This window comes from Amycolatopsis tucumanensis (assembly GCF_021654135.1).
GTDB lineage: Bacteria > Actinomycetota > Actinomycetes > Mycobacteriales > Pseudonocardiaceae > Amycolatopsis_E > Amycolatopsis_E tucumanensis.
In genome coordinates this window covers 1-22,685 of sequence record NZ_JAKGSD010000057.1, presented here as the reverse complement: position 1 = coordinate 22,685, position 22,685 = coordinate 1, and the positions used below count along the sequence as shown (strand labels likewise).

27 protein-coding genes are annotated in these 22,685 nt (G+C 72.6%); 9 read left to right on the top strand and 18 right to left on the bottom strand.

The annotated features are described in order from the left end of the window. Window positions 1-209: 209 nt before the first annotated feature. Complete coding sequence (gene bldD / locus L2C96_RS36505) at window positions 210-698, top strand: transcriptional regulator BldD (RefSeq protein ID WP_020422358.1); 489 nt, start codon at window positions 210-212, stop codon at window positions 696-698. Between the two features lie 213 nt (window positions 699-911). Here bldD and nusB read toward each other — a convergent pair whose 3' ends face one another. The 3 genes from nusB to L2C96_RS36490 are packed head-to-tail and all read right to left on the bottom strand — an operon-like array spanning window position 912 to window position 3,060. After that, window positions 912-1,367, bottom strand: a complete 456-nt coding sequence (nusB, locus tag L2C96_RS36500; protein ID WP_020422359.1) for a transcription antitermination factor NusB — start codon at window positions 1,365-1,367, stop codon at window positions 912-914. A 1-nt stretch (window position 1,368) separates the two neighbouring features. Beyond that, window positions 1,369-1,926 carry an elongation factor P gene (efp, locus tag L2C96_RS36495; protein ID WP_020422360.1) on the bottom strand — a complete coding sequence of 186 codons (558 nt, stop codon included), beginning with the start codon at window positions 1,924-1,926 and terminating at the stop codon, window positions 1,369-1,371. Window positions 1,927-1,962: 36 nt separating this feature from the next. Then, complete coding sequence (locus tag L2C96_RS36490) at window positions 1,963-3,060, bottom strand: M24 family metallopeptidase (protein WP_020422361.1); 1,098 nt, start codon at window positions 3,058-3,060, stop codon at window positions 1,963-1,965. A gap of 69 nt (window positions 3,061-3,129) precedes the next feature. On the opposite strand from L2C96_RS36490, the gene L2C96_RS36485 reads away from it, so the two are divergent. Then, window positions 3,130-3,549 (top strand): hypothetical protein, encoded by a 420-nt coding sequence (locus L2C96_RS36485; RefSeq protein ID WP_237339449.1) that lies wholly within the window; start codon window positions 3,130-3,132, stop codon window positions 3,547-3,549. A gap of 170 nt (window positions 3,550-3,719) precedes the next feature. Here L2C96_RS36485 and L2C96_RS36480 read toward each other — a convergent pair whose 3' ends face one another. The 10 genes from L2C96_RS36480 to L2C96_RS36435 all read right to left on the bottom strand — a co-directional run bounded on the left by L2C96_RS36480 (window position 3,720) and on the right by L2C96_RS36435 (window position 13,040). Continuing rightward, the gene (locus L2C96_RS36480) at window positions 3,720-5,213 is read right to left on the bottom strand and encodes a glycoside hydrolase family protein (RefSeq protein ID WP_020422363.1); all 1,494 of its coding nucleotides are present in this window, start codon (window positions 5,211-5,213) and stop codon (window positions 3,720-3,722) included. A gap of 60 nt (window positions 5,214-5,273) precedes the next feature. Continuing rightward, window positions 5,274-6,191: a GNAT family N-acetyltransferase gene (locus tag L2C96_RS36475; RefSeq protein ID WP_020422364.1), complete on the bottom strand. Its 918-nt coding sequence runs from the start codon at window positions 6,189-6,191 to the stop codon at window positions 5,274-5,276. Beyond that, window positions 6,188-6,619: a type II 3-dehydroquinate dehydratase gene (gene aroQ, locus L2C96_RS36470; protein ID WP_020422365.1), complete on the bottom strand. Its 432-nt coding sequence runs from the start codon at window positions 6,617-6,619 to the stop codon at window positions 6,188-6,190. The genes L2C96_RS36475 and aroQ overlap by 4 nt, the downstream gene beginning before the upstream one ends. Further along, window positions 6,616-7,725, bottom strand: a complete 1,110-nt coding sequence (aroB, locus tag L2C96_RS36465; RefSeq protein WP_020422366.1) for a 3-dehydroquinate synthase — start codon at window positions 7,723-7,725, stop codon at window positions 6,616-6,618. Before aroB ends, aroQ begins: the two co-directional genes overlap by 4 nt. Then, the gene (locus L2C96_RS36460) at window positions 7,722-8,225 is read right to left on the bottom strand and encodes a shikimate kinase (protein ID WP_020422367.1); all 504 of its coding nucleotides are present in this window, start codon (window positions 8,223-8,225) and stop codon (window positions 7,722-7,724) included. Before L2C96_RS36460 ends, aroB begins: the two co-directional genes overlap by 4 nt. Next, window positions 8,222-9,433, bottom strand: a complete 1,212-nt coding sequence (aroC, locus tag L2C96_RS36455; protein WP_027936509.1) for a chorismate synthase — start codon at window positions 9,431-9,433, stop codon at window positions 8,222-8,224. Before aroC ends, L2C96_RS36460 begins: the two co-directional genes overlap by 4 nt. Before the next feature lie 800 nt (window positions 9,434-10,233). Next, window positions 10,234-10,704, bottom strand: coding sequence for a prepilin peptidase (locus tag L2C96_RS36450; RefSeq protein ID WP_020423530.1), 471 nt, complete (start codon window positions 10,702-10,704; stop codon window positions 10,234-10,236). Between the two features lie 811 nt (window positions 10,705-11,515). After that, on the bottom strand, window positions 11,516-12,145 hold the full coding sequence (locus L2C96_RS36445; protein WP_020423428.1) for an anti-sigma factor family protein: 630 nt from the start codon (window positions 12,143-12,145) through the stop codon (window positions 11,516-11,518). Beyond that, window positions 12,142-12,654, bottom strand: a complete 513-nt coding sequence (locus tag L2C96_RS36440) for a sigma-70 family RNA polymerase sigma factor (RefSeq protein WP_020423429.1) — start codon at window positions 12,652-12,654, stop codon at window positions 12,142-12,144. The genes L2C96_RS36445 and L2C96_RS36440 overlap by 4 nt, the downstream gene beginning before the upstream one ends. Then, window positions 12,651-13,040: a hypothetical protein gene (locus L2C96_RS36435; RefSeq protein ID WP_020423430.1), complete on the bottom strand. Its 390-nt coding sequence runs from the start codon at window positions 13,038-13,040 to the stop codon at window positions 12,651-12,653. The genes L2C96_RS36440 and L2C96_RS36435 overlap by 4 nt, the downstream gene beginning before the upstream one ends. Before the next feature lie 115 nt (window positions 13,041-13,155). On the opposite strand from L2C96_RS36435, the gene L2C96_RS36430 reads away from it, so the two are divergent. Continuing rightward, a complete protein-coding gene (locus tag L2C96_RS36430; RefSeq protein ID WP_237339435.1) occupies window positions 13,156-13,596 on the top strand; it encodes a Rieske (2Fe-2S) protein in 441 nt (146 codons plus the stop codon). Window positions 13,597-13,626: 30 nt separating this feature from the next. Here the strand turns inward: L2C96_RS36430 and L2C96_RS36425 are convergent, their stop codons facing one another. Beyond that, window positions 13,627-14,079, bottom strand: coding sequence for a PTS sugar transporter subunit IIA (locus L2C96_RS36425; protein ID WP_020423432.1), 453 nt, complete (start codon window positions 14,077-14,079; stop codon window positions 13,627-13,629). Next, window positions 14,076-14,384: a PTS sugar transporter subunit IIB gene (locus L2C96_RS36420; RefSeq protein WP_268246446.1), complete on the bottom strand. Its 309-nt coding sequence runs from the start codon at window positions 14,382-14,384 to the stop codon at window positions 14,076-14,078. The genes L2C96_RS36425 and L2C96_RS36420 overlap by 4 nt, the downstream gene beginning before the upstream one ends. A 91-nt stretch (window positions 14,385-14,475) precedes the next feature. On the opposite strand from L2C96_RS36420, the gene L2C96_RS36415 reads away from it, so the two are divergent. From L2C96_RS36415 to L2C96_RS36390, 6 genes are all read left to right on the top strand, one after another. Next, window positions 14,476-15,243 carry a GntR family transcriptional regulator gene (locus L2C96_RS36415; RefSeq protein WP_237339434.1) on the top strand — a complete coding sequence of 256 codons (768 nt, stop codon included), beginning with the start codon at window positions 14,476-14,478 and terminating at the stop codon, window positions 15,241-15,243. Between the two features lie 41 nt (window positions 15,244-15,284). Further along, window positions 15,285-16,475 (top strand): PTS transporter subunit EIIC, encoded by a 1,191-nt coding sequence (locus L2C96_RS36410; RefSeq protein WP_020423434.1) that lies wholly within the window; start codon window positions 15,285-15,287, stop codon window positions 16,473-16,475. A 13-nt stretch (window positions 16,476-16,488) separates the two neighbouring features. Next, entirely contained in the window at window positions 16,489-16,755 is a 267-nt protein-coding gene (locus L2C96_RS36405; RefSeq protein ID WP_027936689.1) for an HPr family phosphocarrier protein, read from the top strand. A 51-nt stretch (window positions 16,756-16,806) separates the two neighbouring features. Continuing rightward, window positions 16,807-17,625: a serine hydrolase domain-containing protein gene (locus L2C96_RS36400; protein ID WP_237339433.1), complete on the top strand. Its 819-nt coding sequence runs from the start codon at window positions 16,807-16,809 to the stop codon at window positions 17,623-17,625. A gap of 241 nt (window positions 17,626-17,866) precedes the next feature. Continuing rightward, window positions 17,867-18,562, top strand: a complete 696-nt coding sequence (locus tag L2C96_RS36395; protein ID WP_237339432.1) for a S1 family peptidase — start codon at window positions 17,867-17,869, stop codon at window positions 18,560-18,562. A 2-nt stretch (window positions 18,563-18,564) separates the two neighbouring features. Next, on the top strand, window positions 18,565-19,386 hold the full coding sequence (locus L2C96_RS36390) for a S1 family peptidase (protein WP_237339431.1): 822 nt from the start codon (window positions 18,565-18,567) through the stop codon (window positions 19,384-19,386). Between the two features lie 39 nt (window positions 19,387-19,425). On the opposite strand, the gene L2C96_RS36385 is transcribed toward L2C96_RS36390, so the two are convergent. The 3 genes from L2C96_RS36385 to mltG form a co-directional block, all read right to left on the bottom strand. Continuing rightward, window positions 19,426-20,367: a D-2-hydroxyacid dehydrogenase family protein gene (locus L2C96_RS36385; RefSeq protein WP_237339430.1), complete on the bottom strand. Its 942-nt coding sequence runs from the start codon at window positions 20,365-20,367 to the stop codon at window positions 19,426-19,428. A gap of 10 nt (window positions 20,368-20,377) precedes the next feature. Next, entirely contained in the window at window positions 20,378-21,193 is an 816-nt protein-coding gene (locus L2C96_RS36380) for a shikimate dehydrogenase (protein ID WP_237339448.1), read from the bottom strand. A gap of 13 nt (window positions 21,194-21,206) precedes the next feature. Next, a partial coding sequence (gene mltG, locus L2C96_RS36375) for an endolytic transglycosylase MltG (RefSeq protein WP_308191219.1) occupies window positions 21,207-22,685 on the bottom strand: 1,479 nt, incomplete at its 5' end.

The following is a 22,685-nucleotide window of genomic DNA, read 5'->3' as shown; positions in this document are numbered from 1 at the left end:
ACGGGTCCTTAAAGGACGTCGATCTCCTGCTTGCCGAGGAAATCCCCCCGATGTTAACAGGCGGCACCGTTCAGCCGTCCGGGTGGTGCCAGGGGCATCATGTTCTTGACCTGGTGACGACAATGCGTAACCATTACTCTGAGTGTTCAACTCGGCAGTCCCCCGGCGGCCCATGAGACCGACTGGGCGAGGAAACGGAGAACCACCAGATGGGCGATTACGCCAAGGCGCTCGGGGCGAAGCTCCGCGGGATCCGCCAGCAGCAGGGGCTGTCCCTGCACGGGGTCGAGCAGAAGTCCGGCGGACGCTGGAAGGCTGTCGTGGTCGGTTCCTACGAGCGCGGCGACCGGGCGGTGACCGTGCAGAAGCTGGCCGAGCTGGCCGACTTCTACGGCGTGCCGGTGGTCGAGCTGCTGCCCGAGGGCCGGGTGCCGTCCGGGGCCGAACCCGCCACCAAGATCGTCATCAACCTGGAGCGGCTGCAGCAGCTGCCTGCCGAGAAGGTCGGCCCGCTCGCCCGCTACGCCGCCACGATCCAGAGCCAGCGCGGCGACTACAACGGCAAGGTGCTCTCCATCCGCACCGAGGACCTGCGGTCGCTGGCCATCATCTACGACATGACCCCCGGCGAGCTGACCGAGCAGCTCATCGACTGGGGCGTCCTCCCGCCGGAAGCCCGCCCGGCGAAGGAGGACTAGGCAACAGGCCCTCCCGCCGCCCGCGTGGCGGTGCGGGTGGCTGAACCTCGAACCAGCGCCGGCCCGGCCACCCCTGGTGGACGCGCCTCGCGCGACCCAGAACCCGCGGCGGTGCGAGCTGACTGCCCTCCCGCCGCGGGACGAAACCGCCTGACCAGCGAAAAGCCCGGCGCGATCTCCGCGCGCCGGGCCTTTCTCGCGTCTTCTGCCAGGTCAGAGCACCGCGCGGATGCGGTCGGCGATCGTGCCGATCCGGCCCAGCACGCCGTTGACGAACCGCGGCGAGTCGTCCGTGGACAGCTCCCTGGCCAGGCCCACCGCCTCGTCGATCGCCACCGGGTCGGGCACGTCGGCCGCCCACAGCAGCTCGTAGACGCCCACCCGCAGTACGGCCAGGTCGACCGGCGGCATCCGCTCCAGGCTCCAGCCGTGCGCGTGCTCGGCGAGCAGCTCGTCGATGCGCTCCCGGTTCGCGGTGACGCCCTCGACGAGCGAGATCGTGTAGTCGCCGATCGGGTCGGCGTCGGTGGAGCCCACCCGGTCCGCCAGCAGCGTCACCGGATCGAGTGAACGCTGGGCGGCTTCGTACAGGATCTCGACGGCGCGCCTGCGGAGTGCGCGGCGGCCGGTCTGGCCACCGCGCCGGGGCGCCGATGCGGAGTCGGACAACCTAGGCCCTGCCCAGGTAACGGCCGTCGCGGGTGTCGACCTTCACCTTCTCGCCGGTGCTGAGGAACAGCGGCACCTGGATCTCGGCGCCGGTCTCCAGCGTGGCCGGCTTGGTGCCGCCGGTGGAGCGGTCGCCCTGCAGGCCGGGGTCGGTGTGCTGGATGACCAGCTCGACCGAGGTGGGCAGCTCGACGTAGAGCGCGACGCCCTCGTGCATCGCGACCTGGACCTCGGTGTTCTCCAGCAGGTAGTTCGCGCCGTCGCCGACGGTCTCCCGCGGCACGGTGATCTGGTCGAACGTCTCGCCGTCCATGAAGACGAAGTCCGACCCGTCGTTGTACAGGTAGGTCATGTTGCGCCGGTCGACGGTCGCGGTGTCGACCTTGGTGCCCGCGTTGAAGGTCTTGTCCACCACCTTGCCGGACAGGACGTGCTTGAGCGTGGTGCGCACGAAGGCGCCGCCCTTGCCCGGTTTGACGTGCTGGAAGTTCACGACGGACCACAGCTGTCCGTCGAGGTTCAGCACCAGGCCGTTCTTCAGGTCGTTGGTGGTGGCCACGGGTTGTCCAGTTCTCCTGTTTCCGATCGGGCCGCGCTACACGACCACGAGTTCCTTGCTGCTCAGGGTGAGGAGTTCGGGATCGGCGTCCCGCACGACCAGCGTGTCCTCGATGCGCACGCCACCGCGGCCGGCGAGGTAGACGCCTGGCTCCACGGTGACCGTCATGCCGACGGACAGTGTACCGGCGACGTTCATCGCGAGCCTCGGTGCCTCGTGCACCTCCAGGCCGACGCCGTGGCCGAGCCCGTGCGAGAACTCCTCGCCGTGCCCGCCCTGCTCGATGATGCGGCGGGCGGCCAGGTCGACGTCGGCGACCTCCTGCCCGGCCAGCGACGCCTCCAGCCCGGCCTGCTGGGCCCGGCGGACCAGCTCGTAGAGGTCGGCCTGCCAGTCCGCGGGGCGGCCGAGCACGACGGTGCGCGTCATGTCCGAGTGGTACCCGTCCACGGTCGCGCCGAAATCCAGTTTGACGAAGTCGCCCGCGTGCAGGGGGCGGCTGGTGGGCCGGTGGTGCGGGATCGCCGAGTTCGGCCCGGCGGCGACGATCGACTCGAACGACGGCCCGGACGAGCCGTGGTCGAGCATGCGGTTCTCCAGGTCGCGGGCGACCTCCAGCTCGGTGCGGCCGGGCCGGATGCCGCCGTGCTCCAGCAGGCTCGCCAGCGCCCGGTCGGCGGCCGCGCACGCCATGCGCAGCGCCTCGATCTCGGTTTCGTCCTTGATCAGCCGCAGCTGCTCGACCAGGCCGGGGGCGCGGGTCAGCTCGATGCCGTCCGCGACGCGGGTGAACTCGTCGTGGGCCTCGACGCTGACGTGCTGGCTTTCGAAGCCGGTGCGCCGGTGGGCGGCCGCGTCCCCGGCGGCGCGGGCGAGCAGGGCGGCGGCGCTCTCCCGCTCGATGACCCGCTCCAGGTCGGGCACCTCGGCCGCGGCCTGGGTGGTGTAGCGGCCGTCGGTGCAGAACAGCGTGCGGCTCTCGCCGTCGCCGTGGACCAGCAGCGCGGCGTTGGAGCCGGTGAAGCCGGTCAGGTAGCGGACGTTGAGCAGGTCGGTGACGAGCAACGCGTCGACGCCGGACTCGTTGAGCACCGTGCGCAGGGCGTCGCGCCGCGAGGCGTGGAGGTCGGGCACAGTGGCAGCTTAGTGCGGTGCGACGATGGGTGGATGGGTATGCGGTCCTGGCTGGTACGGGGTCTCGGCATGGCGGTGCTGCACGCGATCGCCGAAGTCGCGCTCGCCAAGGCGACGGTGTACGACCCCACGGGCCTGACGACGGCCCGGATCGCCGTGATCGCGCTGCTGGTGGGCGCCGCGGCGCTGTGGAGCGCGCTGGACGCGTGGCTGCGCCGGGAGGACGCCGGGCGCACGTGGTTCATCGCGTCGCTGGTGGCCGGGCCGGTGTCCGGGGTGCTGTACGTGATCGGCCGCGCGATCTTCGTCGACCGGACCGGCGCGGAGGAACTGTGGCCCGCGATCTCCGACGGGGCCGCGTTCACGGCGCTGCTGGTCCTGGTACCGGCCGGGCTGGGCCTGTTCGTCGGCGGACGGCTCAAGCGACCCGCGGACGAGCCGCCCAAGCGCCCGCGTCCCAGCCCGCGCCCGCGGACCGCCGGGGACTGAGTCAGCCGAGCGCCGGGCCGGCCGGGTAGCCGCGCCACTGCGCTGGGGTCACGTCCCTCGGTCCACGAGCCGTCGGCCACCGCAGGGCCGCGTTCACGCGCTGCTGGTCCTGGCGCGCGGCTCAAGCGGCTCACCGCGCCCCAAGCCCGTGCCCACGGGCCGCCGGGGATCTAGCCCAGCGCCGGGCCGGCCGGGTAGCCGCGCCACTGCGCCGGGGTCACGTCTTCCGTCGACGAGCCGTTGGCGATCACCGCTTCCGCCCGGCGCACCGGGTAGAGGCGGCCGTCGTCGAGCAGGAAGCCCACCCCCAGCCCGGTGGCCTGCAGCGCGCGCGTGCCGGACTCCAGCCGCGCCGCGACCGGGAACTGGTTCAGCACGTCCAGCCGCGTGTCGAGCACGTGCCCGGCCAGTTCCTGCGCCACCGAGCGGCGGTCGATCCGCACGACCTGGCCCGACACGACCAGGTCCATGGTCCGCACCGGCGAGGGCATGGCGAAGCCGTCCAGCACCGTCAGCGCGCGCTGCGGATCGGCGCACGCGTTGACGCCGACGATGTCCAGTCCGAAGCGCCGCAGGTCGGTGGGCGCGCCCGCCTCGCCGGTCACGGTCGCGCGCACGACGTCCAGCGGCACCCGCCCGCACGGGTCCTTCGCCGACACCGGCGCGTGCCCGTCCGGCCGCCGCACCAGGCCGGGCCCCTCCCGCCACACGCCGGGGATCAGCAGCGGCTGGAACGGGGCGCGCAGGAAGTCGCGGTCCCAGAACGTGATGGTGGTGCCGTCGGCGGTTTCGTGCGCGATCGCCCACGCGTTCAGCGCGTCGATCCACATCAGGTCCGCACTGAACGCGTCGACCAGCGACTTGGTGCGCGGCGCGTTCGTGCCGGCGACCGCGGCGAACCCGGCCTCCCCCAGCGCCTCCACGCCGCTGCCGAACGCCGGGTCCTTCGACCGCAGCACGAACTGGCCCGCGCCGTTCCAGCCGGCGGCGAGGCCGGTGGTGTCGGTGAACATCAGGTAGAACCAGCCGTCGAGGTACACCGCAGCAGGCTGGCCGGCGCCGTAGAGATTTTCGCGGTGGGTGTCGTGAGCGGGGTCCACGATGGGTCTGCCGCCGTTCGCGCGCTGCCAGGTGATCCCGTCGGTGCTGGTCGCGAGACCGATGGAGTTGCCGAGCGCGTGGTCGCCCGCGGCGCCCGTGTAGTACTGGTAGTAGGTCCCGTCGACGCGGATCACCGACGGGTCGCAGGCGTGCACGCCGTCGAACTGGCCGGGGTTGCCGGACAGCACGGCGGGCGGCACGGACCCGCCGGGGCCGGTGAACGGGCCGTCCAGCGAGGCGGATTCGGCGTAGAGGATGTCGTCGCCGGGCGGCGGCGAGCCGGGGTACTGGCTGCACCACCACATCCGGTTGGTGGCGCCGTCGGCCATCAGCGTGGGGCCGTAGTTGTAGGGCGCGCCGGGGCCGCCGGCCGCGACGACGCCGGGGCTTTCGCGCGGCGAGTCGGTCTTGAGCTGGACCGCGGCGGGTGTGGCAGTGGTGGTCTCCGGTTGGGCGCCGCCGATGACGCCCTTCCCGGCGCCCTCGGCCTGCGGCGGCACGCTGCCGGTGCACCCGGCCAGCGCGGGGACGGCCAGCACCGCGGCCAGCAACGCGCCGAGCACCCTGCGTCTGCCCACCCGTCGTCCTTCCCTTTCCGCCAGCAAGCTCAGTGTAGAGACTGATTAACCCGGTCGAGTGACACGCGGGGAGTCGGCGACGAGCTCGATTTCGAAGCCGTCGGCGTTCTCCAGATACGCGGCGTGATGATCAGGGCCGCCGGCATGCGGGTAGCGGTCGGCGAACAGCGGGCGCCAGCCGTGCGCGAGCGCGGCTTCCGCGAGCTGGTCGACGCGCTCGGGCGGGCCGGCGTGCAGCGCCAGGTGGTTGAGGCCCGGCGCGCGGCGGTCATGCGTGGCGGCGGTCAGCGCCGGGGACTGCTCGACCACGAGGTATCCCGCGCCGAGTTTCCAGCTGACGCCGTCGCGCCAGCGCTGGTGTTCCTGCCAGCCGAGTTCGGTGAGCAGCCAGCCGAAGCTCTCCTCGGCGCGCGCGAGGTCGGGCACCCACAGCTCGACGTGGTGCCACTGCCCTGCGGTGGCGGGCAGCGCGACGAACACGCGGTGCGGCCCGCCGTAGTGTTCGCCGCCGCCGACGTCGGCGAAACCCAGGCGCCGCACCAGGTTTTGACTGGCCACATTGGACTCGTGCACGAGCGCCCACACGGCGGGCAGCCCGAGCGCGACGAAGGCGTGGCGAAGCAGCGCGGTGGCCGCCTCGGTCGCCAGGCCGTGGCCGCCGTGGGCGGGGTCGAGGAAGTACCCGATCTCCACGAGGTCGCCGGACAGCTCGGCCGATGGCCGCAGGTGCGCCAGCCCGATGACGTCGCCGTCGCGCTCGATGACCCAGTGACCGGTGCCGTCCGGCCCGGTGTAGGCGAGGCGCCGCTCGACCGAGGCCCGGCACTGGTCCGGGTCGCTGAGGTCGGCGGCGAGGAACCTGCTCGTGTCCGGGTCGGCGAAGACCCGGACGATCGATTCGGTGTCGGTGGGTTCGAGGCCTCGCAGGCGCAGCCGGGCGGTTCTGAGGTCGGGGACGGTCATCCGGCGTTGGCGGCGAGCCAGCGCAGGGCGAGCGGGTAGCCGTCGACACCGAGCCCGGCGATGACAGCCGTGGCGATGTCGGAGAGCACGCTGTGGTGGCGGAACGCCTCACGCTTGTGCACGTTGGAGATGTGCAGCTCGATCAGCGGCGCGGCGAGCTGCGCGGCGGCGTCCCGCACGGCGATCGAGTAGTGCGTCCAGGCGCCCGCGTTGAGCACGACGGGGTTGCCACCGTCGGCGGCTTCGTGCAGCCAGCCGACCATCTCGCCCTCGTGGTCGGTCTGCCGGACCTCGACGTCGATGCCCAGCTCGCTGCCGGTCTTGACGCACAGCTCCGCAAGGTCGGCGTGGGTGGTGGAGCCGTAGACGGCGGGCTCCCGCTTCCCGAGGCGGCCGAGGTTGGGACCGTTGAGCACGAAGACCTTCACAGCAGCACGCTCCCACCGTCGGACTGCCGCGGTCCGGCGACCGCCGAGTACGCCGCGGCCAGCAGGGCCGGGTCGGGACCTTCGAGGCGACCCGGTTTGGCCAGGCCGTCGAGGACGACGAAGCGGAGCACGCCGGAGCGGGTCTTCTTGTCCTTGCGCATGGAGTCGATCAACTGCGGCAAGGCGTCCGGGTCGTACTTGGTCGGCAGGCCGAGGCGCTCCAGGATGGCGGCGTGCCGCTCGGCGGTGACGTCGTCGAGCCGCCCGGCGAGGCGGGCCAGCTCGGCGGCGAACACCAGGCCGACGCTGACCGCCGCGCCGTGGCGCCAGCGGTAGCGCTCGCGGCGCTCGATGGCGTGGCCGAGGGTGTGACCGTAGTTGAGGATCTCGCGCAGGTCGGACTCGCGCAGGTCGGCGGCCACGACGTCCGCCTTGACCTGGATCGAGCGGCGCACCAGCTCGCCGAGGACGTCACCGGCAGGGTTGGTCGCCGCCTCGGGGTCGGCTTCGATGAGCTCGAGGATGCGCGGGTCGGCGATGAAACCGGCCTTCACGACCTCGGCCATGCCGGCGATCAGTTCGTTGCGCGGCAGGGTTTCCAGGGTGGCGAGGTCGACCAGGACGGCGCTGGGCTCGTGGAAGACGCCGACCAGGTTCTTGCCCGCGTCGGTGTTGATGCCGGTCTTGCCGCCGACGGCGGCGTCGACCATGCCGAGCAGCGTGCTGGGCACGTTGACCAGCCGGACGCCGCGCATCCAGGTGCCCGCGACGAAGCCGGCGAGGTCGGTGACCGCTCCCCCGCCGAGGCCGATGACGACACCCTGGCGGTCGAGGCCGATGCGGCCGAGGACCTCCCAGCAGAAGCCGGCGACGGACAGCGCCTTGCCGTCCTCGGCGTCGGGGATCTCGACGCGGTGGGCGTCCAGCCCGGCGGCGTTGAGTTCGTCGCGCACGGCTTCGGCGGTGGTGGTGAGCGTGGGCTGGTGGATGATCGCCACGCTGGAGGCGCCCTTGACGGCCTCGGTGAGCTCGCCGAGCAGGCCGCGGCCGACGACGACCGGGTACGGCCGGGCGGTGCGGACCTCGATCCGGACCGGGTCGGTCACTGCGTTTCCTCCAGGGCTAGTTCGCGGGCGATGGCGTCGACGATCTCGGCCGGGGTGCGGTCGTCCGTGGACACCTCGATGGTGGCGACCGAGCGGTACACCGGCAGCCGCGCTTCGAGCAGCGAGCGGTAGGTGGCGCGCGGGTTGACCCCGGCGAGCAGCGGGCGGGCGGTGGACAGGCCGACCCGCTGCACGCCCGCGGCGAAGCCGACGTTGAGGAAGACCACCGGGTGGCCAACCAGGCGTTTCTGGGTGCCCTCGGCGAGGACCGCGCCGCCGCCGACGGAGAGCACGCCGTCGTGCTCGGCGAGCGCCTCGGCGATCACTTCCTCCTCGAGCGCGCGGAAGGCCGGCTCGCCGTCGTCGGCGAAGATCTCCGCGATGGGACGGCCGGCGCGGGCGACGATGTCGTCGTCGCTGTCGCGGAACGGCACGCCGAGGCGCTGCGCGAGCAGCGGCCCGACGGTGCTCTTGCCGGACCCGGGCGGGCCCGCGATCACGATGCAGGGAGGTTGGCCCACCGTTCCTCCAGTGCCGCGAGGTAGGACTCGGCGTTGCGCTTGGTCTCGGCCAGCGAGTCGCCGCCGAACTTCTCCAGTGCCGCGTCGGCGAGCACGAGCGCCACGACGGACTCCAGGACGACCCCGGCGCGGGGCACCGCGCACACGTCGGAGCGCTGGTGGATCGCGACGGCGGGCTCCCCGGTGACGACGTCCACAGTGGACAGCGCGCGCGGGACGGTGGAGATGGGCTTCATCGCGACGCGCACGCGGACCGGCTCGCCGTTGGTGATGCCGCCCTCGAGGCCGCCGGCGCGGTTGGACCGGCGGGTGACGCCGACCGGGCCGGTGCCGCGGTCGATCTCGTCGTGGGCCTTGCTGCCCCAGCGGCGGGCGGTGGTGAAGCCGTCGCCGATCTCGACGCCCTTCATGGCCTGGACGCCCATGAGCGCGCCGGCGAGGCGCGCGTCGAGGCGGCGGTCCCAGTGGACGTGGGAGCCGAGCCCCGGCGGCAGCCCGTAGGCGATGACCTCGATGACGCCGCCGACGGTGTCACCGGCCTGGCGGACGGCGTCGACCTCGGCGATCATCGCGTCGGTGGCTTCCTGGCCGAACGCGCGGACCGGGGATTCGTCGACCGCCGCGAGGTCCTCGGGCCCGGGCAGCGGGCCTTCGGGGGCGACGGCCGCGCCGATGGAGACGACGTGGCTCACGATCTCCGCGCCGAGGAGCTGGCGGAGGAAGTTCCGGGCGACGGTGCCCAGTGCCGTGCGGGAGGCCGTCTCGCGGGCGCTGGCGCGCTCCAGCACGGGGCGGGCCTCGTCGAAGCCGTACTTCTGCATGCCCGGCAGGTCGGCGTGGCCCGGGCGGGGGCGGGTGAGCGGCTCGTTGCGGGCGAGGCCCTCGAGCTCGGCCGGGTCCACCGGGTCGGCCGACATGACCTTCTCCCACTTGGGCCACTCGGCGTTCTCGATGTGCACCGCGACCGGTCCGCCCTGGGTGACGCCGTGCCGGACGCCGCCGAGGAACTCGATGTGGTCGGTCTCGAAGCCCATGCGGGGGCTGCGGCCGAACCCGAGCCGCCGGCGGGCGAGCTGCTCGCTCACGTCGGCGGTGGTGACCTCGACCCCGGCCACCATCCCTTCGAGCACGGCCGCGAGGGCCGGACCGTGCGATTCACCAGCGGTTATCCAGCGCAGTACCACCAGACGATCCTGTCATGCGGGTTGTCGCCCGGTTCAGGCGGCTCCGACGGGCGGGGGCTGACCCGCGCGGGGTGGTCGCGAGGGCGGGGTTGACGTGGTCCGTGCCCTGGTCGCGCCGGTGCGTCCGGGTGGCGGGCCGGTGTGCCCGAGGTGCGCGCGTGGTGGGCCGGTGGCGCGCCGGTGTGCCCGGGCTGGGCCCGGGTTTGGCGGGCCGGTGTGCCCGGGTTGGCGGGCCGGTGTGCCCGGGCTGGCGGGCCGGTGTGCCCGGGCTGGCGGGCCGGTGTGCCCGGGGTCGGGGGCCGGTGTGCCCGGGGTCGGGGGCCGACGCGCCCGGGGTAGCGGGCCGGCGCGCCCGGGGTAGCGGGCCGGTGTGGCCGACGTGGCGGGGGTCGGTGGCTGCAGGCCATTGCGCTCGCCCGGCTCCGGCGGGCGGGGGCTGGCCCGCGCGCGGTGGTCGCGACGGCGGGGTTGACGTGGTCCGCCCGCTAGTTGCGGCGAATCCGGAGTGGGCGCGGCGTGTGTCCGGCATGGCGCGCCGGCCGGCGGCTGTCTGCCGCTGCGTTCGCCCGGCTCCGGCGGGCGGGGGTGCCTGCGCGCGGCGCACGCAGCGGTGAGGCTGCTGTGGCTCCACCCGCTCGTGGCGCCGCCGTGCCCGAGCTGGCGCGCTGGTGGCGGCTGCCTGCCGTTGCGTTCGCCCGGCTCCGCCCCGGCGGTTGCCCGCGAGCGGCAGGCACGCCTGACTCCCGCACCCTGTCCGGGGAGCACGACATGCCCGCAGCAGGCGGCACCGGCCTCGCCCGTGCTCATCCAGGGCGGATCAGGACCAGCGCGGTGGCCGCAGCGAGTAGGCCGGGTCCGTGCGGCACCCCGTTCCGCCAGCGGCGGGTGGCGGCCAGGACGGCTGTGACAAACGCGGCCAGCACGGTTGCCACCGGCAATGCGGACCAGCCGATGGAGCCGAGCGCCGCGCCGAGGGCGCCTGCCAGCTTGACGTCACCGGCGCCCATGGCATGGGGCGCCACGAGGTGGATCACCAGGTGCGCGCCGCCGAAGACGGCGGCCGCTCCGAGGGCCTTCGCCGGATCCGGCGCCACCGCGACGAGGAGCGGGTACGCGGGCAGCGTGAGCACGTCCGGCAGCCGCCGGTGGCGCAGGTCCGCCGCGATCAACGGCACGGCGAGCGCGGCCAGCACGAAGGCCGTCCAGGCAGGCGCCAGGACGGCGAGTCCCGCCCAGGCCGCGCCGGTGCCGAGCGCCACCACGGCGGCCGGCACCGGAGCTTCGGCTCTCCGGAGCAGGCTCACCGTCCCGGCACCCACTGTCGTTCCGGCGGCGCCGACCGCCGCCACGATTCCCCAGTTCACGAACCCAGACTGCGCCGCGGGCGGCGGAATGCCAAATCATGCGGCGCACGAAATTCCCACTCGCACGGCACCCGTCGCGCGAGTGGTCATTTCGTGACGCGCGAACAGTCCAGTCGCGGGCGCACGAGAATCCCACTCGCCTAGCCGGAGCGCGCGGGTTCGCACGAGTGGTCCTCTCGTGCGGCAATCAGGCCGCGCGAGAGGTCAAGTCGTCGTCGCGCGAGGTTCCCACTCGCGCAGGGCGACGTGTAGCGGCGGAAGTGGTTTTGGGGCGATGGCGGGAACTTGGAACGCGAAGGCAGGAGTTGGGGGGCGACAGAAGGTTCAACGCATGGCAGGCACCTGTGGCTGGGCGGGAAGCCGAAGCGCGGCAGACACCTGAGGCAGGGCAGGAAGCCGAAGCGCGGCAGACACCTGAGGCAGGGCAGGAAGCCGAAGCGCGGCAGACACCTGAGGCAGGGCGGGAAGCCGAGGGGTGTCAAGAAACTGTAGGCGCGGCGGGAAAACTGGAGGCGCGCTCTGGAGATTAAAGGCGCGGCACGAGATTCACGACCCATCGACAGCTGAGGTCTGGCGGGCAACTGGGGCAAGGCGCAAATTCAAGGCGCGACGAGATCTTCAGGCGCGGCGGAAAATTTTCGCAGGGCGAAAAACAAAGCGCGGCGAAACCTTCAAGCGCGGGCATGAAGATCCGCGAGCGCGGCACAACGCCCCACTCCCCTCACGGATGCCACCGCAAAAGCGGCACCCCTCCGGTCGTGCGGATCTCCAGCGCCTTGATCTCCTCCGGCGGCAAATCCGTGCCGACCGAGATGCGGGCGTCCCGGTCGGGGGTGGCGTTCCACGTCGCCAGCTGGGCCTCCGATCCGTCCGCCCGGATGGCCACCAGCAGGTACCCCGCGCCCTGGTAGGCGCCCCGGTAGCTGCACGACATGTCGACGCGGCTGCCACCGGACACCTCGGCCACCGCGGCCGTCGCCTGGACCGGGTACGCGCCCAGCGGCGTCATGGCCGTCCCACCGCCGCCGTCGGGCTGGGGCACGAAGATCGCCGCCAGCACCGCCGCCGCCGCGGCCACCGCCACCCCGAACGTCGTCACCACCCGCCGCCGCCGGGCGCGGCGCACTCCGCGCAGCAACGCAGGCAACAACCGGTCCGGTGGCGGCTCCCCCTCGACCATGTCCGGCGTCACCTGCGACAACAGCCCGGGCAAGCCGGCCAGCTCCGCCACCGCCGCGGAACACCGCGCACAGCCGCGCAGGTGCTCCTCGTACGCCGCGCGGTCCTCCGGGGACAGGGCGCCCAGCACGTACGCCGCGTCGTAGGTCACGAACTCGTCGGGCTCGGTCACCGGGTCACCCCCTTCTCCTCCAGCGCGAGCTTCAACGCCCGCAGCGCGTAGTGCGTCCGGGACTTCACCGTCCCGGCGGAAATCCCGAGCCTCGCGGCCGCGTCGGCGACCGAGAAACCCTGGAAGTAACACAGCAGCAGCACCTCGCGGTGCGCCGTGGACAACTCCTTCAACGCCTCCGCCACCAGCCAGCCCTGCAACGCCCGGTCGGTGTCGTCCGGCGTGACCAGCTCGGGCGGCGAATCGGTGGTCACCTCGGAGCGGTGCGCGGCCGACCGCCAGTCGTCGATCGCGATCCGCCGCGCCACCGTGAACAGCCACGCCCGCGCCGAGCCCTGCGTCTGGTCCAGCACCCGCGGGTGCTTCCAGGCCCGCAGCAGCGTCTCCTGCACCACGTCCTCGGCCCGGGCCCGGTCACCGCCGGTCAGCCGCAGCGCGTAGGACCAGAGAGCGGCCGCGTGGTCGTCGTGCAGCGCCCGCATCAACTGGTCTTCCGCGCCGTCGCTCACGCGAGCACGCCCTGCTTCCGCCGGACCCGCTGCGCGAACAGCAACGCCACGCCGAACACCACGCACCCGGCTTCGGTGATCACGCCCCAGGTCTCCGCGGACGTGGCGAACTGCTCCCGCACCCCGAACAACCCGCCGGGCGTCAGCGAGATCAGGTACGCGGCCAGCGTGACCGCGCCGAACCCGATCGCGGCCAGCACCGGCAGCCAGTGGTGCCAGAACAGCACCGCCACCGCGATGACCACCCCGGCGACGACGTTGACCAGGAACAACGGCCCGATCGTCGCGATCTCGTCGAAGCCCTCGTTGGCCCACAGGTCCCAGTGCACCCAGGCCGACCCCAGCAGTCCGAGGACCACCAGGATCCGCAACAGCCACGCCACCATGACCCGACCTCCTCCACCGGCGATCCTTGCACCCGTTCACCACGGAGCGGAACGCGATCGGGTTCAATCCGCCGCCGGATTGAACCGAGCCGGGACCGCGACCGTGTCACGGGGCATGACTGCTCACTCACCCACCCGCCGTACCGTCCTGACGACCGGGGTCGCCGTGGCCGGCGCCGCCGCAGGCACCGTTGTCCTGGCCGCCTGCGGCGGCAGCGACAGCGGCACGTCCGGAAGCAGCCAGAACACCGGCTCGGCCCCGTCGGGCACCACCGTCGCGGCGCTGAACGACGTCCCGGTCGGCCAGGCCAAGTCCGTCACGGTCGACGGCAAGCCCGCCATCCTGGCCCGGCCCACCGAGACCACCGCCGCCTGCTTCAGCGCCGTGTGCCCGCACCAGGGCGCGACGGTGGCCCCCGAGGGCGACGCCATCAAGTGCCCGCTGCACGGCTCGGAGTTCGACACCCTGACCGGTGCGCTGGAGAAGGGCCCGGCGGACACCGGCCTCTCCCCCATCCCGGTCAAGGTCGAGGGCCAGAACGTGGTGACCGCCTAGGGATCGCGGCCCGCTCCGCCCGAGCGGCGCCTAGTCCCAGGTGAAGAGCTGCTCGCCGGCGTCGACGGAGCCGCCGGTGAGCACTCCCGACAGCGCCTCGGCGTCCGCGTCGAGCGCCACCACCGGCACCACCGGTGAGTACCCCGCCGCGGCGACCGCGTCCGGGTCCCAGCTGATCAGCGGCTGCCCGGCGCGCACCGATTCGCCCTTCACGACGTGCAGCGTGAAGCCCTCGCCCTTCTGCTTCACCGTGTCGATGCCCAGGTGCACCAGCACGCCCTGACCACCCGCGGTCGCGACGACGAACGCGTGCGGGTGCAGCGTCACCACCGTCCCGTCGACCGGGCTGAGCGCGTCCTGCCGCCCGCCCGCTGGCAGCACCGCGACCCCGGGCCCGACCATCGACTGCGCGAACACCGGGTCCGGCACCTCGGACATGGGCGTGACCCGGCCGGGCACCGGGCTCTGCACGGTCACGCTCACATCAGGTCCTGGATGTCGCTGGCGATCGTGTCCGCCTCCGGGCCGACGACGACCTGCACGACCGACCCCATCTTCATCACGCCGTGCGCGCCTGCCGCCTTCAGCGCGGCCTCGTCCACCAGCGAGCCGTCCTCGAGTTCGCACCGCAGCCGCGTGATGCAGCCTTCGATCTCGACGACGTTGTCCGCGCCGCCCAGTGCCGCGAGGATCTTTTCCGGCCTGTCGTCCGCCACGGCGGCCTCCTTCTCTGCTTGCCGAACACGAACCCGTAACGGTGGTTGACACCCGCCCGGGTAGCGGAGCATTCTGCCCCATCAAGAAATGGTCTAGACCGGAACGTACCAATTGTGGGCCGCCGGTGCGACCCCGGAAACCAACCCGAAACCTGGAGGTGGCATGGCGCAGACCGCGACCACCGCCGACCGCGTGGTGGACGGGCCGACGCCGAAACACGCGCAGCTGCGCGAGATCCTGCGGCGCTCGATCGAGCGCGAGCTGCCGCCGGGGTCGCCGATCCCGTCGGAGCGCGAGCTGGCCGAGCGCTACCGGGTGTCCCGGCTGACGGTCCGCTCCGCGATCGGCAAGCTCGTCGAGGAAGGCCTGCTCACCCGCGCCCGCGGGAAGGGCACCTTCACCGCGACGCGGCGCATGGAGCTGCAGCTGTACCTGATGTCGTTCACCGACGACATGCGCCGCCGCGGCCTGACGCCGGCCACCGAGCTGCTGCACTGCGGGCTGGAGACCCCGCCCGCGGAGACGGCGGGCGCGCTCGGCCTGGGCACGCGCGAGCAGGCGTACCGTCTGGTGCGCCGCCGCCGCGCGGACGGCACCCCGCTGGCCGTCGAGCGCGGCTGGTACCACCCCGGCCGGGTGCCCGGGCTGCCGGATCTGGACCTGACCTCCTCGCTGTACGAGCAACTCGCGCAGCGCTACGACCTCCGCTTGGACCACGCCCGCCAGACGGTGTGGTCGGAAGCGGCGGACCGGGAGACGGCGCGCCTGCTCGACATCCGCGCCGGCGACCCGCTCCTGGTCTTCCGCCGGGTCTCCAGCGCGTCCGGAGTCCCCGTGGAGGACATGACCTCGTGGTACCGGGGCGACCGGTACGAGGTGTCCATGCAACTCGATCGCACAGTCCCCGCCGAACACGGAGGTAACCCGTGAGCGCCACCGTCGCAGATGGAACCAAGGGCAAAGGGAGGGGGATGGCGGGGCTGCAGCGCTTCGGCCGCAGCCTCATGCTCCCGATCGCCACCCTGCCCGCCGCAGGCCTGCTGAGCCGCCTCGGGCAGGACGACCTGCTCGGCAAGGACGGCCTTGGCTGGGACAAGGTCGCCGCCGTGCTCGCCGCGGCGGGCGGTGGCCTGTTCGACTGGCTGCCGCTGCTGTTCGCGGTCGGCATCGCCGTCGGCTTCGCGCGCAAGGGCGACGGCTCGACCGGTGTCGCCGCCGTCGTCGGGTTCGTGGTGTTCAACAAGGTCGTGCAGGTGTTCGCGCCGGTCAGCGACCTGGAGGGCTTCAAGGAGGGCTGGTACCTGCAGCCCATCAAATGGCCCTACAGCGTGCTGGGCGGCATCGTGGTCGGCCTGGTCACCGCGGTGCTGTGGCAGCGCTTCCACCGCGTGAAACTGCCGCCGTACCTGGCGTTCTTCGGCGGCCGCCGGTTCGTGCCGATCATCAACTCGGTTGCGCTGCTGCTGATCGGTGTCGTGTTCGGCCTGATCTTCCCGGCCGTGGACAACGCGATGCAGTGGCTCGGTGACGCGGTGACCGGCAACGCCGTCGTGGGCGGCGGGATCTACGGCCTGCTCAACCGCCTGCTGCTGCCGATCGGCCTGCACCAGCTGATCAACGTGCCGGTGTGGTTCATCTTCGACGGCGGTGACATCACCAACTTCTTCGCGGGCGACCCGAACGCCGGCGCGTTCACCACCGGCTTCTTCCCGATCTTCATGTTCGCGCTGCCGGCCGCCGCGCTGGCGATCTGGCAGACGGCGCGGCCGGGTCAGCGCAAGGTCGTCGGCGGCATCATGATCGCCGGTGCGGTCACCTCGTTCCTGACCGGTGTGACCGAGCCGATCGAGTTCGCGTTCATGTTCGTGGCGTGGCCGCTGTACCTGATCCACGCGGTGCTGACCGGCCTGTCGCTGGCCATCTGCAACGCGCTGGACATCCACCTCGGGTTCTCGTTCTCGGCCGGGTTCATCGACTTCGCGCTCAACTCGTCGGCGCCCGCGGCGAACCGGGCGTGGCTGCTGATCCCGATCGGCCTGGTGTACGCGGTGATCTACTACTTCCTGTTCCGGTGGGTGATCACCAAGTGGAACCTGCGCACGCCGGGCCGGGAGGACGACGCCGAACAGCCGTCCGCCGACGCCGGCACGCCCAGCAAGTGAGGAGAGGTCGAACATGGCGGAACGACGTGTGACCGTCGCGAGCAAGGTGGGCCTGCACGCCCGGCCGGCCGCCCTGGTCGCGAAGACCGCGGCCGCGCAGGCGGTGCCGGTGACGATCGCCAAGGACGGCGGCGCGCCGGTGCCCGCCGGGAGCCTGCTCAGCCTGATGACGCTGGCGGCGGGCCACGGTGACGAGGTGGTCATCGCCGCCGAGGGCGACGGCGCGGAGGCCGCGGTCGACGCGGTCGCCGAGCTGGTCGCCAGCGACCTCGACGCCTGATCCGGCGGCGGCTGTCCCCGGCGCGGGACAGCCGCCGTTTAGGCTTTGGGTATGCGGAGCCTGGAGCGGATCGATCAGTGGCCAGCCCCGCACGCGGCGGCGGCCGTGGTGCGGGCGGACGGAACGGTGGCCGGCAGCCACGGCGACACCGCGCGCACGTTCCGGCTGGCCTCGGTGACCAAGCTGCTCACCGCGTACGCGGCGCTGATCGCGGTCGAGGAGGGCGTGGTCGAGCTGGACACGCCTGCCGGGCCGGAGGGGTCGACGATCCGGCACCTGCTCGCGCACACCGCGGGTCTTGGCTTCGACTCCGACCGCGTGATGGCCCAGCCGGGCACGCGGCGCATGTACTCCAACGCCGGTTTCCAGGTCCTCGGCGACGCGCTGGCCGAGCACTCGGGCATCCCGTTCGCCGGGTACCTGTCCGAGGCGGTCCTGGCCCCGCTGGGCATGACGTCGACCCGGCTGGAGGGCTCCCCCGGCGCCGGCGGGGTGTCGTCGGTGGACGACCTGGTGCGGTTCGCGGCCGAGTTGCAGGCGCCGAAGCTGCTCGACCCGGCGACCCTGCGCGCGGCCACGTCGGTCGCGTTCCCCGGGCTGAACGGGGTGCTGCCCGGACTCGGGCACCAGAAGCCCAACGACTGGGGGCTGGGCTTCGAAATCCGCGACTCGAAGAGTCCACACTGGACGGGAGCGGACAGCTCGCCGCGGACCTTCGGGCACTTCGGGCAGTCCGGCACGTTCCTGTGGGTCGACCCGGACGCGGGCGCCGCGTGCGTCGTGCTGACGGACCTGGACTTCGGCCCGTGGGCGATCGAGGCGTGGCCCCCGTTCACCGACGCGGTGCTGGCGGAATTGCGCGCCGCCTGACAGCGGGAAAGGCGAATCAGGCCGCCCGACGGGCAAACACGGCGTGTTCGCGCCCGAGAGCGTCGTGTCGGCCGTTCCGGGGCGGCGCCGAAAACCGGCCACTGGTCGTAGGCCATCCGGGGTGTTTTCCCGCCGGTGACACCGGATTGACGACTTTCGTCGGGTTCTCCGCGCGCTAACTTCTGCCTGTCGCGCACATCGTCGGGCGCGAATACCTCACCCCTGCGGAGGTTTATTCGTCATGCGCATTTTCCGGTGGATATCCGCAATCACCGCCGCGGCCGGGATAGCCGTCGGCGGCGCCGCTCCCGCGGTCGCCGCGGGACCGGCCGTCGAACCGTTCATCATCGGCGGCAGCACCGTTTCGAGCGCGCCGTGGGCGGCGGCCGTGTTCGTGAACGGTCAGTTCAACTGCTCGGGCACCATCATCGCGTCCCGGTGGGTGCTCACCGCCAAGCACTGCCTCGGCTCCGGCATGACCGTGCGCGTCGGCAGCGTGTACCGCTCCTCCGGCGGCGTCACCGCGACCGTCACCAGGCAGGTCGCCAACCCCAGCACCGACTTCGCCCTGCTCCAGCTCGGCACCTCGATCAGCACCACCTACGCCAGGCTGGCCAGTGCGGACCCGGCGGTCAGCAGCACCAACTCCATCTACGGCTGGGGCCGCACCAGCTACAACGGCTCGGCGGCCGAACAGCTGAAGACCGCGACCGTGCGCAACACCCGGATCGGCGGCGGCTGCACCGACGCCTACGGCGGTCGTGCGATCTGCTCCACCGGCGTGAGCGGCGTGGCCTGGAAGGGCGATTCCGGCGGCCCCCAAATGGCCAATGGAGTTCAGGTGGGTGTCGCGTCCATGGCGGACGGCAGTTCTTCCCAGATCTATGGCAGCGTCGCCGCGAACCGGTCCTGGATCAGTCAGACGGCGGGGGTCTGAAATTGCGGAAATCAATCGGGAAAACACTCCGGCGCGCCATTCTCGCGACCGCCGCGTTCGCCACCGCGCTCACCGCCGCGCTGACCCCGGCGCACGCCGCGCAGCCGTCCGGTGACACCGTCACCCCGTTCGTCGTCGGCGGCACCAACGCCACCCAGGGCCAGTTCCCGTGGATGGTTCGGCTGTCGATGGGCTGCGGCGGCGCGCTCGTCGCATCGCGCGTCGTCCTGACCGCGGCGCACTGCGTCAGCCGGACCGGCACCAACTCCAGCATCACCGCCACCCTCGGCAAGGTGGACCTGCAGGCGAGCGGGGGCCAGTCGATCAAGTCGACCTACGTCTACCGCAGCCCGCAGTACGCCAGCACCGGTGCGCAGGACTGGGCGCTGATCGAACTGGCGTCCGCGGCATCGGCCCCGACGCTGAAGTTCGCCGCGCCGGGCGACACCTCCCTCAACAGCGGCACCTTCACGATCATGGGCTGGGGCGCCACCGTCGAGGGCGGCGGCCAGTCGCGCTACCTCAAGTACGCGACCGTCCCCTACGTCAGCGACTCCACCTGCCAGCGGTCCTACGGCAGCGACCTGCAGCCGGCCTACGAACTGTGCGCCGGCTACCCGGAGGGCGGCACCGACACCTGCCAGGGCGACTCGGGCGGCCCGATGGTCAAGCAGAACGCGGCGGGCGAGTGGGTCGAGGTCGGCATCGTGAGCTGGGGCGAAGGCTGCGCCCGGCCGGACTACCCGGGCGTCTATGCCGAGGTGCAGTCCTTCTCCGCCAACATCAGCAACCGGATCAGCTCCAGCGGCACGATCGTCCGCTGAGCCGCCGGGGGCGCTTCCCGCCCGGGGAGGCGCCCCCGGTCACAGCGTCATGACCCGGACCGGGTTCCCGTCCCGCCACGCGGCGATGTCCTCGACCGCGTCGCGGTAGAAGATCTCGTACACCTCGCGCGTGACGTAGCCGAGGTGCGGGGTCAGCGTCGCGTTGCGCATCGCCCGCAGCGGGTGGTCGGCAGGCAGCGGCTCGATGTCGTAGACGTCCAGCGCGGCACGGATGCGGCGCTCCCGCAACACGTCCAGCAGCGCCTGCTCGTCGATGATCGGCCCGCGCGAGGTGTTCACCAGCAACGCGCCCGGCTTCATCGCGGCCAGCTCGGCCGCCCCGACCAGACCGCGGGTGCGCTTGGACAGCACCAAGTGCACGGACAGGACGTCCGCCCGCGCGAACAGGTCCTCTTTGGACACCGCGGTGACGCCGTGCTCGGCGGCGCGCTCAGCGGTCAGGTTCTGGCTCCAGGCAATGGTTTCCATGCCGAACGCCTGACCGATGCGCGCCACCCGCTGGCCGAGGTTGCCGAGCCCGAGCAGGCCGAGCGTCTTGCCGTGCAGTCCGATGCCGACAGTCGACTGCCACGCGCCGTCCCGCATCGCGGCCAGCTCGGTCTCCAGGTGCCGCTGCGCGGCGAGGACGAGCGCCCAGGTGTGCTCGGCCGTGGGGTGCGGCAGGTAGCCGGTGCCGCAGACCGTGATGCCCAGCCGTTCGGTGGCCTTGAGGTCGATGGCCGCGTTCCGGCGCCCGGTGCTCACCAGGAGCTTCAGGTCGGGCAGCCGCTCCAGCACCTCGGCGGTGAACCGGGTGCGCTCCCGCATCGCGACGACGACCTCCGCGCCGGCCAGCCGCCGGACCAGCTCGTCGTGGTCGCCCACGTACGAGGTGATCACCTCGACCTCGGCACCCAGCGAGTCCCAGTCCGCGAGGCTCCGCGCGACGTCCTGATAGTCGTCCAGCACCACGATCTTCATGGTGCTCACGCTAGTCCAGGGGCAGCGGCAGGATGCCGCCCGTCGCCTCCCGCAGCGCGTCACGCATCGCCTCGCGCGGCGCCGGCCTGCCGGTGAAGTGCTCGACCTGGCCGAACGCCTGGTGCAGCAGCATGTCCAGCCCGGTGGCGACCCGTCCGGCGGCCGCCTCGGCCAGCGGGGTCGGCCACGGGTGGTAGATCACGTCCAGCACGCACGGCGCCGCGGCCAGCTCGGCCGCGTGCTCCGCGACCGCCGCCGGCGGCACCGTGCTCACCAGCACCGCGCAGTCGGCGGCGAGCTTGCCGAAGTCCGCCGAGGCCCACACGCGCACGTCCGCCTCGACGCCGGCCCGGCCGGCCGCCTCGACGGTCTCCCGCGCCCTGGCCGGGTCGCGGACCACCAGCACCGCGCGCCGGATGCCCAGCTCCGCGAACGCCACGACGGTCGCGGCCGCCGTGCCGCCCGCCCCGAGGACCAGGCCGGTTTCCCCGCCGGTGAACCCGCCGGCGCACCGCAGCGCCCCGGCGACGCCGTCGACGTCCGTGCAGTCGGCCAGCCAGCCGTCCGCGGTCGGCACCAGCGTGTTGGCCGCGCCCGCCGCCACCGCCCGCGGCGTGGCCTCGTTCGCGAAGTCCAGCGCGGCCCGCTTGCCCGGCATGGTCACCGACAGGCCGGCCCACTCCGGGCCGAGCCCGCGCACGAAGCCGGGCAGTCCCGCGGCGTCCATCTCGACGCGCTCGTAGGTCCAGCCGTCCAGGCCGAGCGCGGCGTACGCGGCGGTGTGCAGCACCGGCGACAGCGAGTGCGCCACCGGTTTGCCCAGCACCGCCGCCCTGCGCTCAGTACGCACCGCGCTGCCTCGCCAGTGTCTTGTTCTGCTCGTGCTCCGGGAGGTCCGACGCGAAGCAGGACAGCCCGTTCTTCTCGCACTTCACGAAGTACACGTACGTGCCCTGCGTCGGCTCCTCGGCCGCCTGGATCGCCTCCGGGCTCGGCGAGGAGATCGGCGTCGGCGGCAGCCCCGGGATCTTGTACGTGTTGTACGGGCCCGGCCGGTTCCGGTCGTCGTCGGTGGTGGTCACGACCGGTTTGTCCAGCAGGTAGTTCACCGTCGAGTCCAGCTGCAGGCGCATGTTCTGCGCGAGCCGGTTGTAGATGACCTGCCCGATGTTCTCGAAGTCCTGCTTGACGCCCTCGCGCTCGATGAGCGAGGCGACGATCAGCGTCTCGTACGGCGTGCGGCCCTGGAACTTCGACGTCGCGGTCAGCCCGGCGGTCTGGATCCGGGTGGCCGACGTCTTCAGCACGTAGCCGAGCAGCTCCTCGGCGGACCAGCCGGGCTTGACGTCGTAGACGCCGGGCGCGACCAGGCCCTCGATGCGGCGGGCGTCGGTCGACCCGGAGACCACCGGCACCGCCCAGTCCGGCGCGCCGAGCGCCGCCAGGTCGGCCTTGGCCGCGGTGTCGCGCAGCTGCTCCACCGGGATGCAGGTGCTCTGCCCGTTCAGCTGGGCGCACGAGGCCTTCGACAGCAGCGTGAACACGCCGGGCGTGACCGTGCCGTCGGGCTGCGTGATGTCGTCCAGCTGGGTGCCGGCGCGCACCTGCAGGACGCCGACGCGCGAGCCGTCCTGGGTCAGCTTCGCCACCGCCGCGGCGCCGGACATCTTCGTCTTCACGACGTAGTAGCCGGGCTGCAGGCTCAGCACCTTCGAGTTGTCCTCGCTGGCCTTCACGAACGCCTTCGCGCTGGCCACCACCCCGGCTCCGGCCAGTTCCTGGCCGATCGCGCCGGTCGAGTCGCCCGCGCTGATCTCGATCAGCACGTCGGACTCGCCGCTGCCCTCGAAGTCGTCGTAGCCGAACACGGCGTCGATGCCGTACCAGGCGCCGCCGCCGATCAGGGCGAGCACGACGAGGGCGACCAGCCAGCGCAGCGGCTTGCGCTTGCGCCGCGTCTCGGCCGGTTCGTCGTCGTCGGCCGGCTCGATGTACTCGGGCTCGGCGCGCTCCTCGTCGGCGTTCTCCGGGTAGTCGTCGTAGTCGTCGTACTCGTAGTCGTCCTCGAGGTGGATGATCTCGGTGGGCGACTCGTCCGGCGGCGGCTGGCGCGGCCGGCGGGGACGCGGCGGCGGAGGCCGCTCGTCGAACAGGTCGAGGCCGTGGTCGGGCGGCGCCGGGCGGCGCGCGGGCGGACGGCGCGGCGGCATCGGCGGCTGCGCGGGCGGCGCCGCAGGCGTCGGCGGAGTGGCAGGCGCCTGCGGTTCGGGCCGGGCGTGACGCGGCACGCCGGGACGGCGGGCCGGCATCGGCCGGTC

Excerpts from the sequence above, each read along its gene's own strand:
- L2C96_RS36410 (WP_020423434.1), top strand. The coding sequence starts at position 15,285 with ATGGCGGGGCTGCAGCGCTTCGGCCGCAGCCTCATGCTCCCGATCGCC.
- L2C96_RS36400 (WP_237339433.1), top strand. The coding sequence starts at position 16,807 with ATGCGGAGCCTGGAGCGGATCGATCAGTGGCCAGCCCCGCACGCGGCG.
- L2C96_RS36430 (WP_237339435.1), top strand. The coding sequence starts at position 13,156 with ATGACTGCTCACTCACCCACCCGCCGTACCGTCCTGACGACCGGGGTC.
- L2C96_RS36420 (WP_268246446.1), bottom strand. The coding sequence starts at position 14,384 with ATGCTCCGCTACCCGGGCGGGTGTCAACCACCGTTACGGGTTCGTGTT.
- L2C96_RS36405 (WP_027936689.1), top strand. The coding sequence starts at position 16,489 with ATGGCGGAACGACGTGTGACCGTCGCGAGCAAGGTGGGCCTGCACGCC.
- L2C96_RS36435 (WP_020423430.1), bottom strand. The coding sequence starts at position 13,040 with ATGGTGGCGTGGCTGTTGCGGATCCTGGTGGTCCTCGGACTGCTGGGG.
- L2C96_RS36475 (WP_020422364.1), bottom strand. The coding sequence starts at position 6,191 with ATGACCGTCCCCGACCTCAGAACCGCCCGGCTGCGCCTGCGAGGCCTC.
- L2C96_RS36415 (WP_237339434.1), top strand. The coding sequence starts at position 14,476 with ATGGCGCAGACCGCGACCACCGCCGACCGCGTGGTGGACGGGCCGACG.
- L2C96_RS36395 (WP_237339432.1), top strand. The coding sequence starts at position 17,867 with ATGCGCATTTTCCGGTGGATATCCGCAATCACCGCCGCGGCCGGGATA.
- L2C96_RS36485 (WP_237339449.1), top strand. The coding sequence starts at position 3,130 with ATGGCGGTGCTGCACGCGATCGCCGAAGTCGCGCTCGCCAAGGCGACG.
- L2C96_RS36385 (WP_237339430.1), bottom strand. The coding sequence starts at position 20,367 with ATGAAGATCGTGGTGCTGGACGACTATCAGGACGTCGCGCGGAGCCTC.
- bldD (WP_020422358.1), top strand. The coding sequence starts at position 210 with ATGGGCGATTACGCCAAGGCGCTCGGGGCGAAGCTCCGCGGGATCCGC.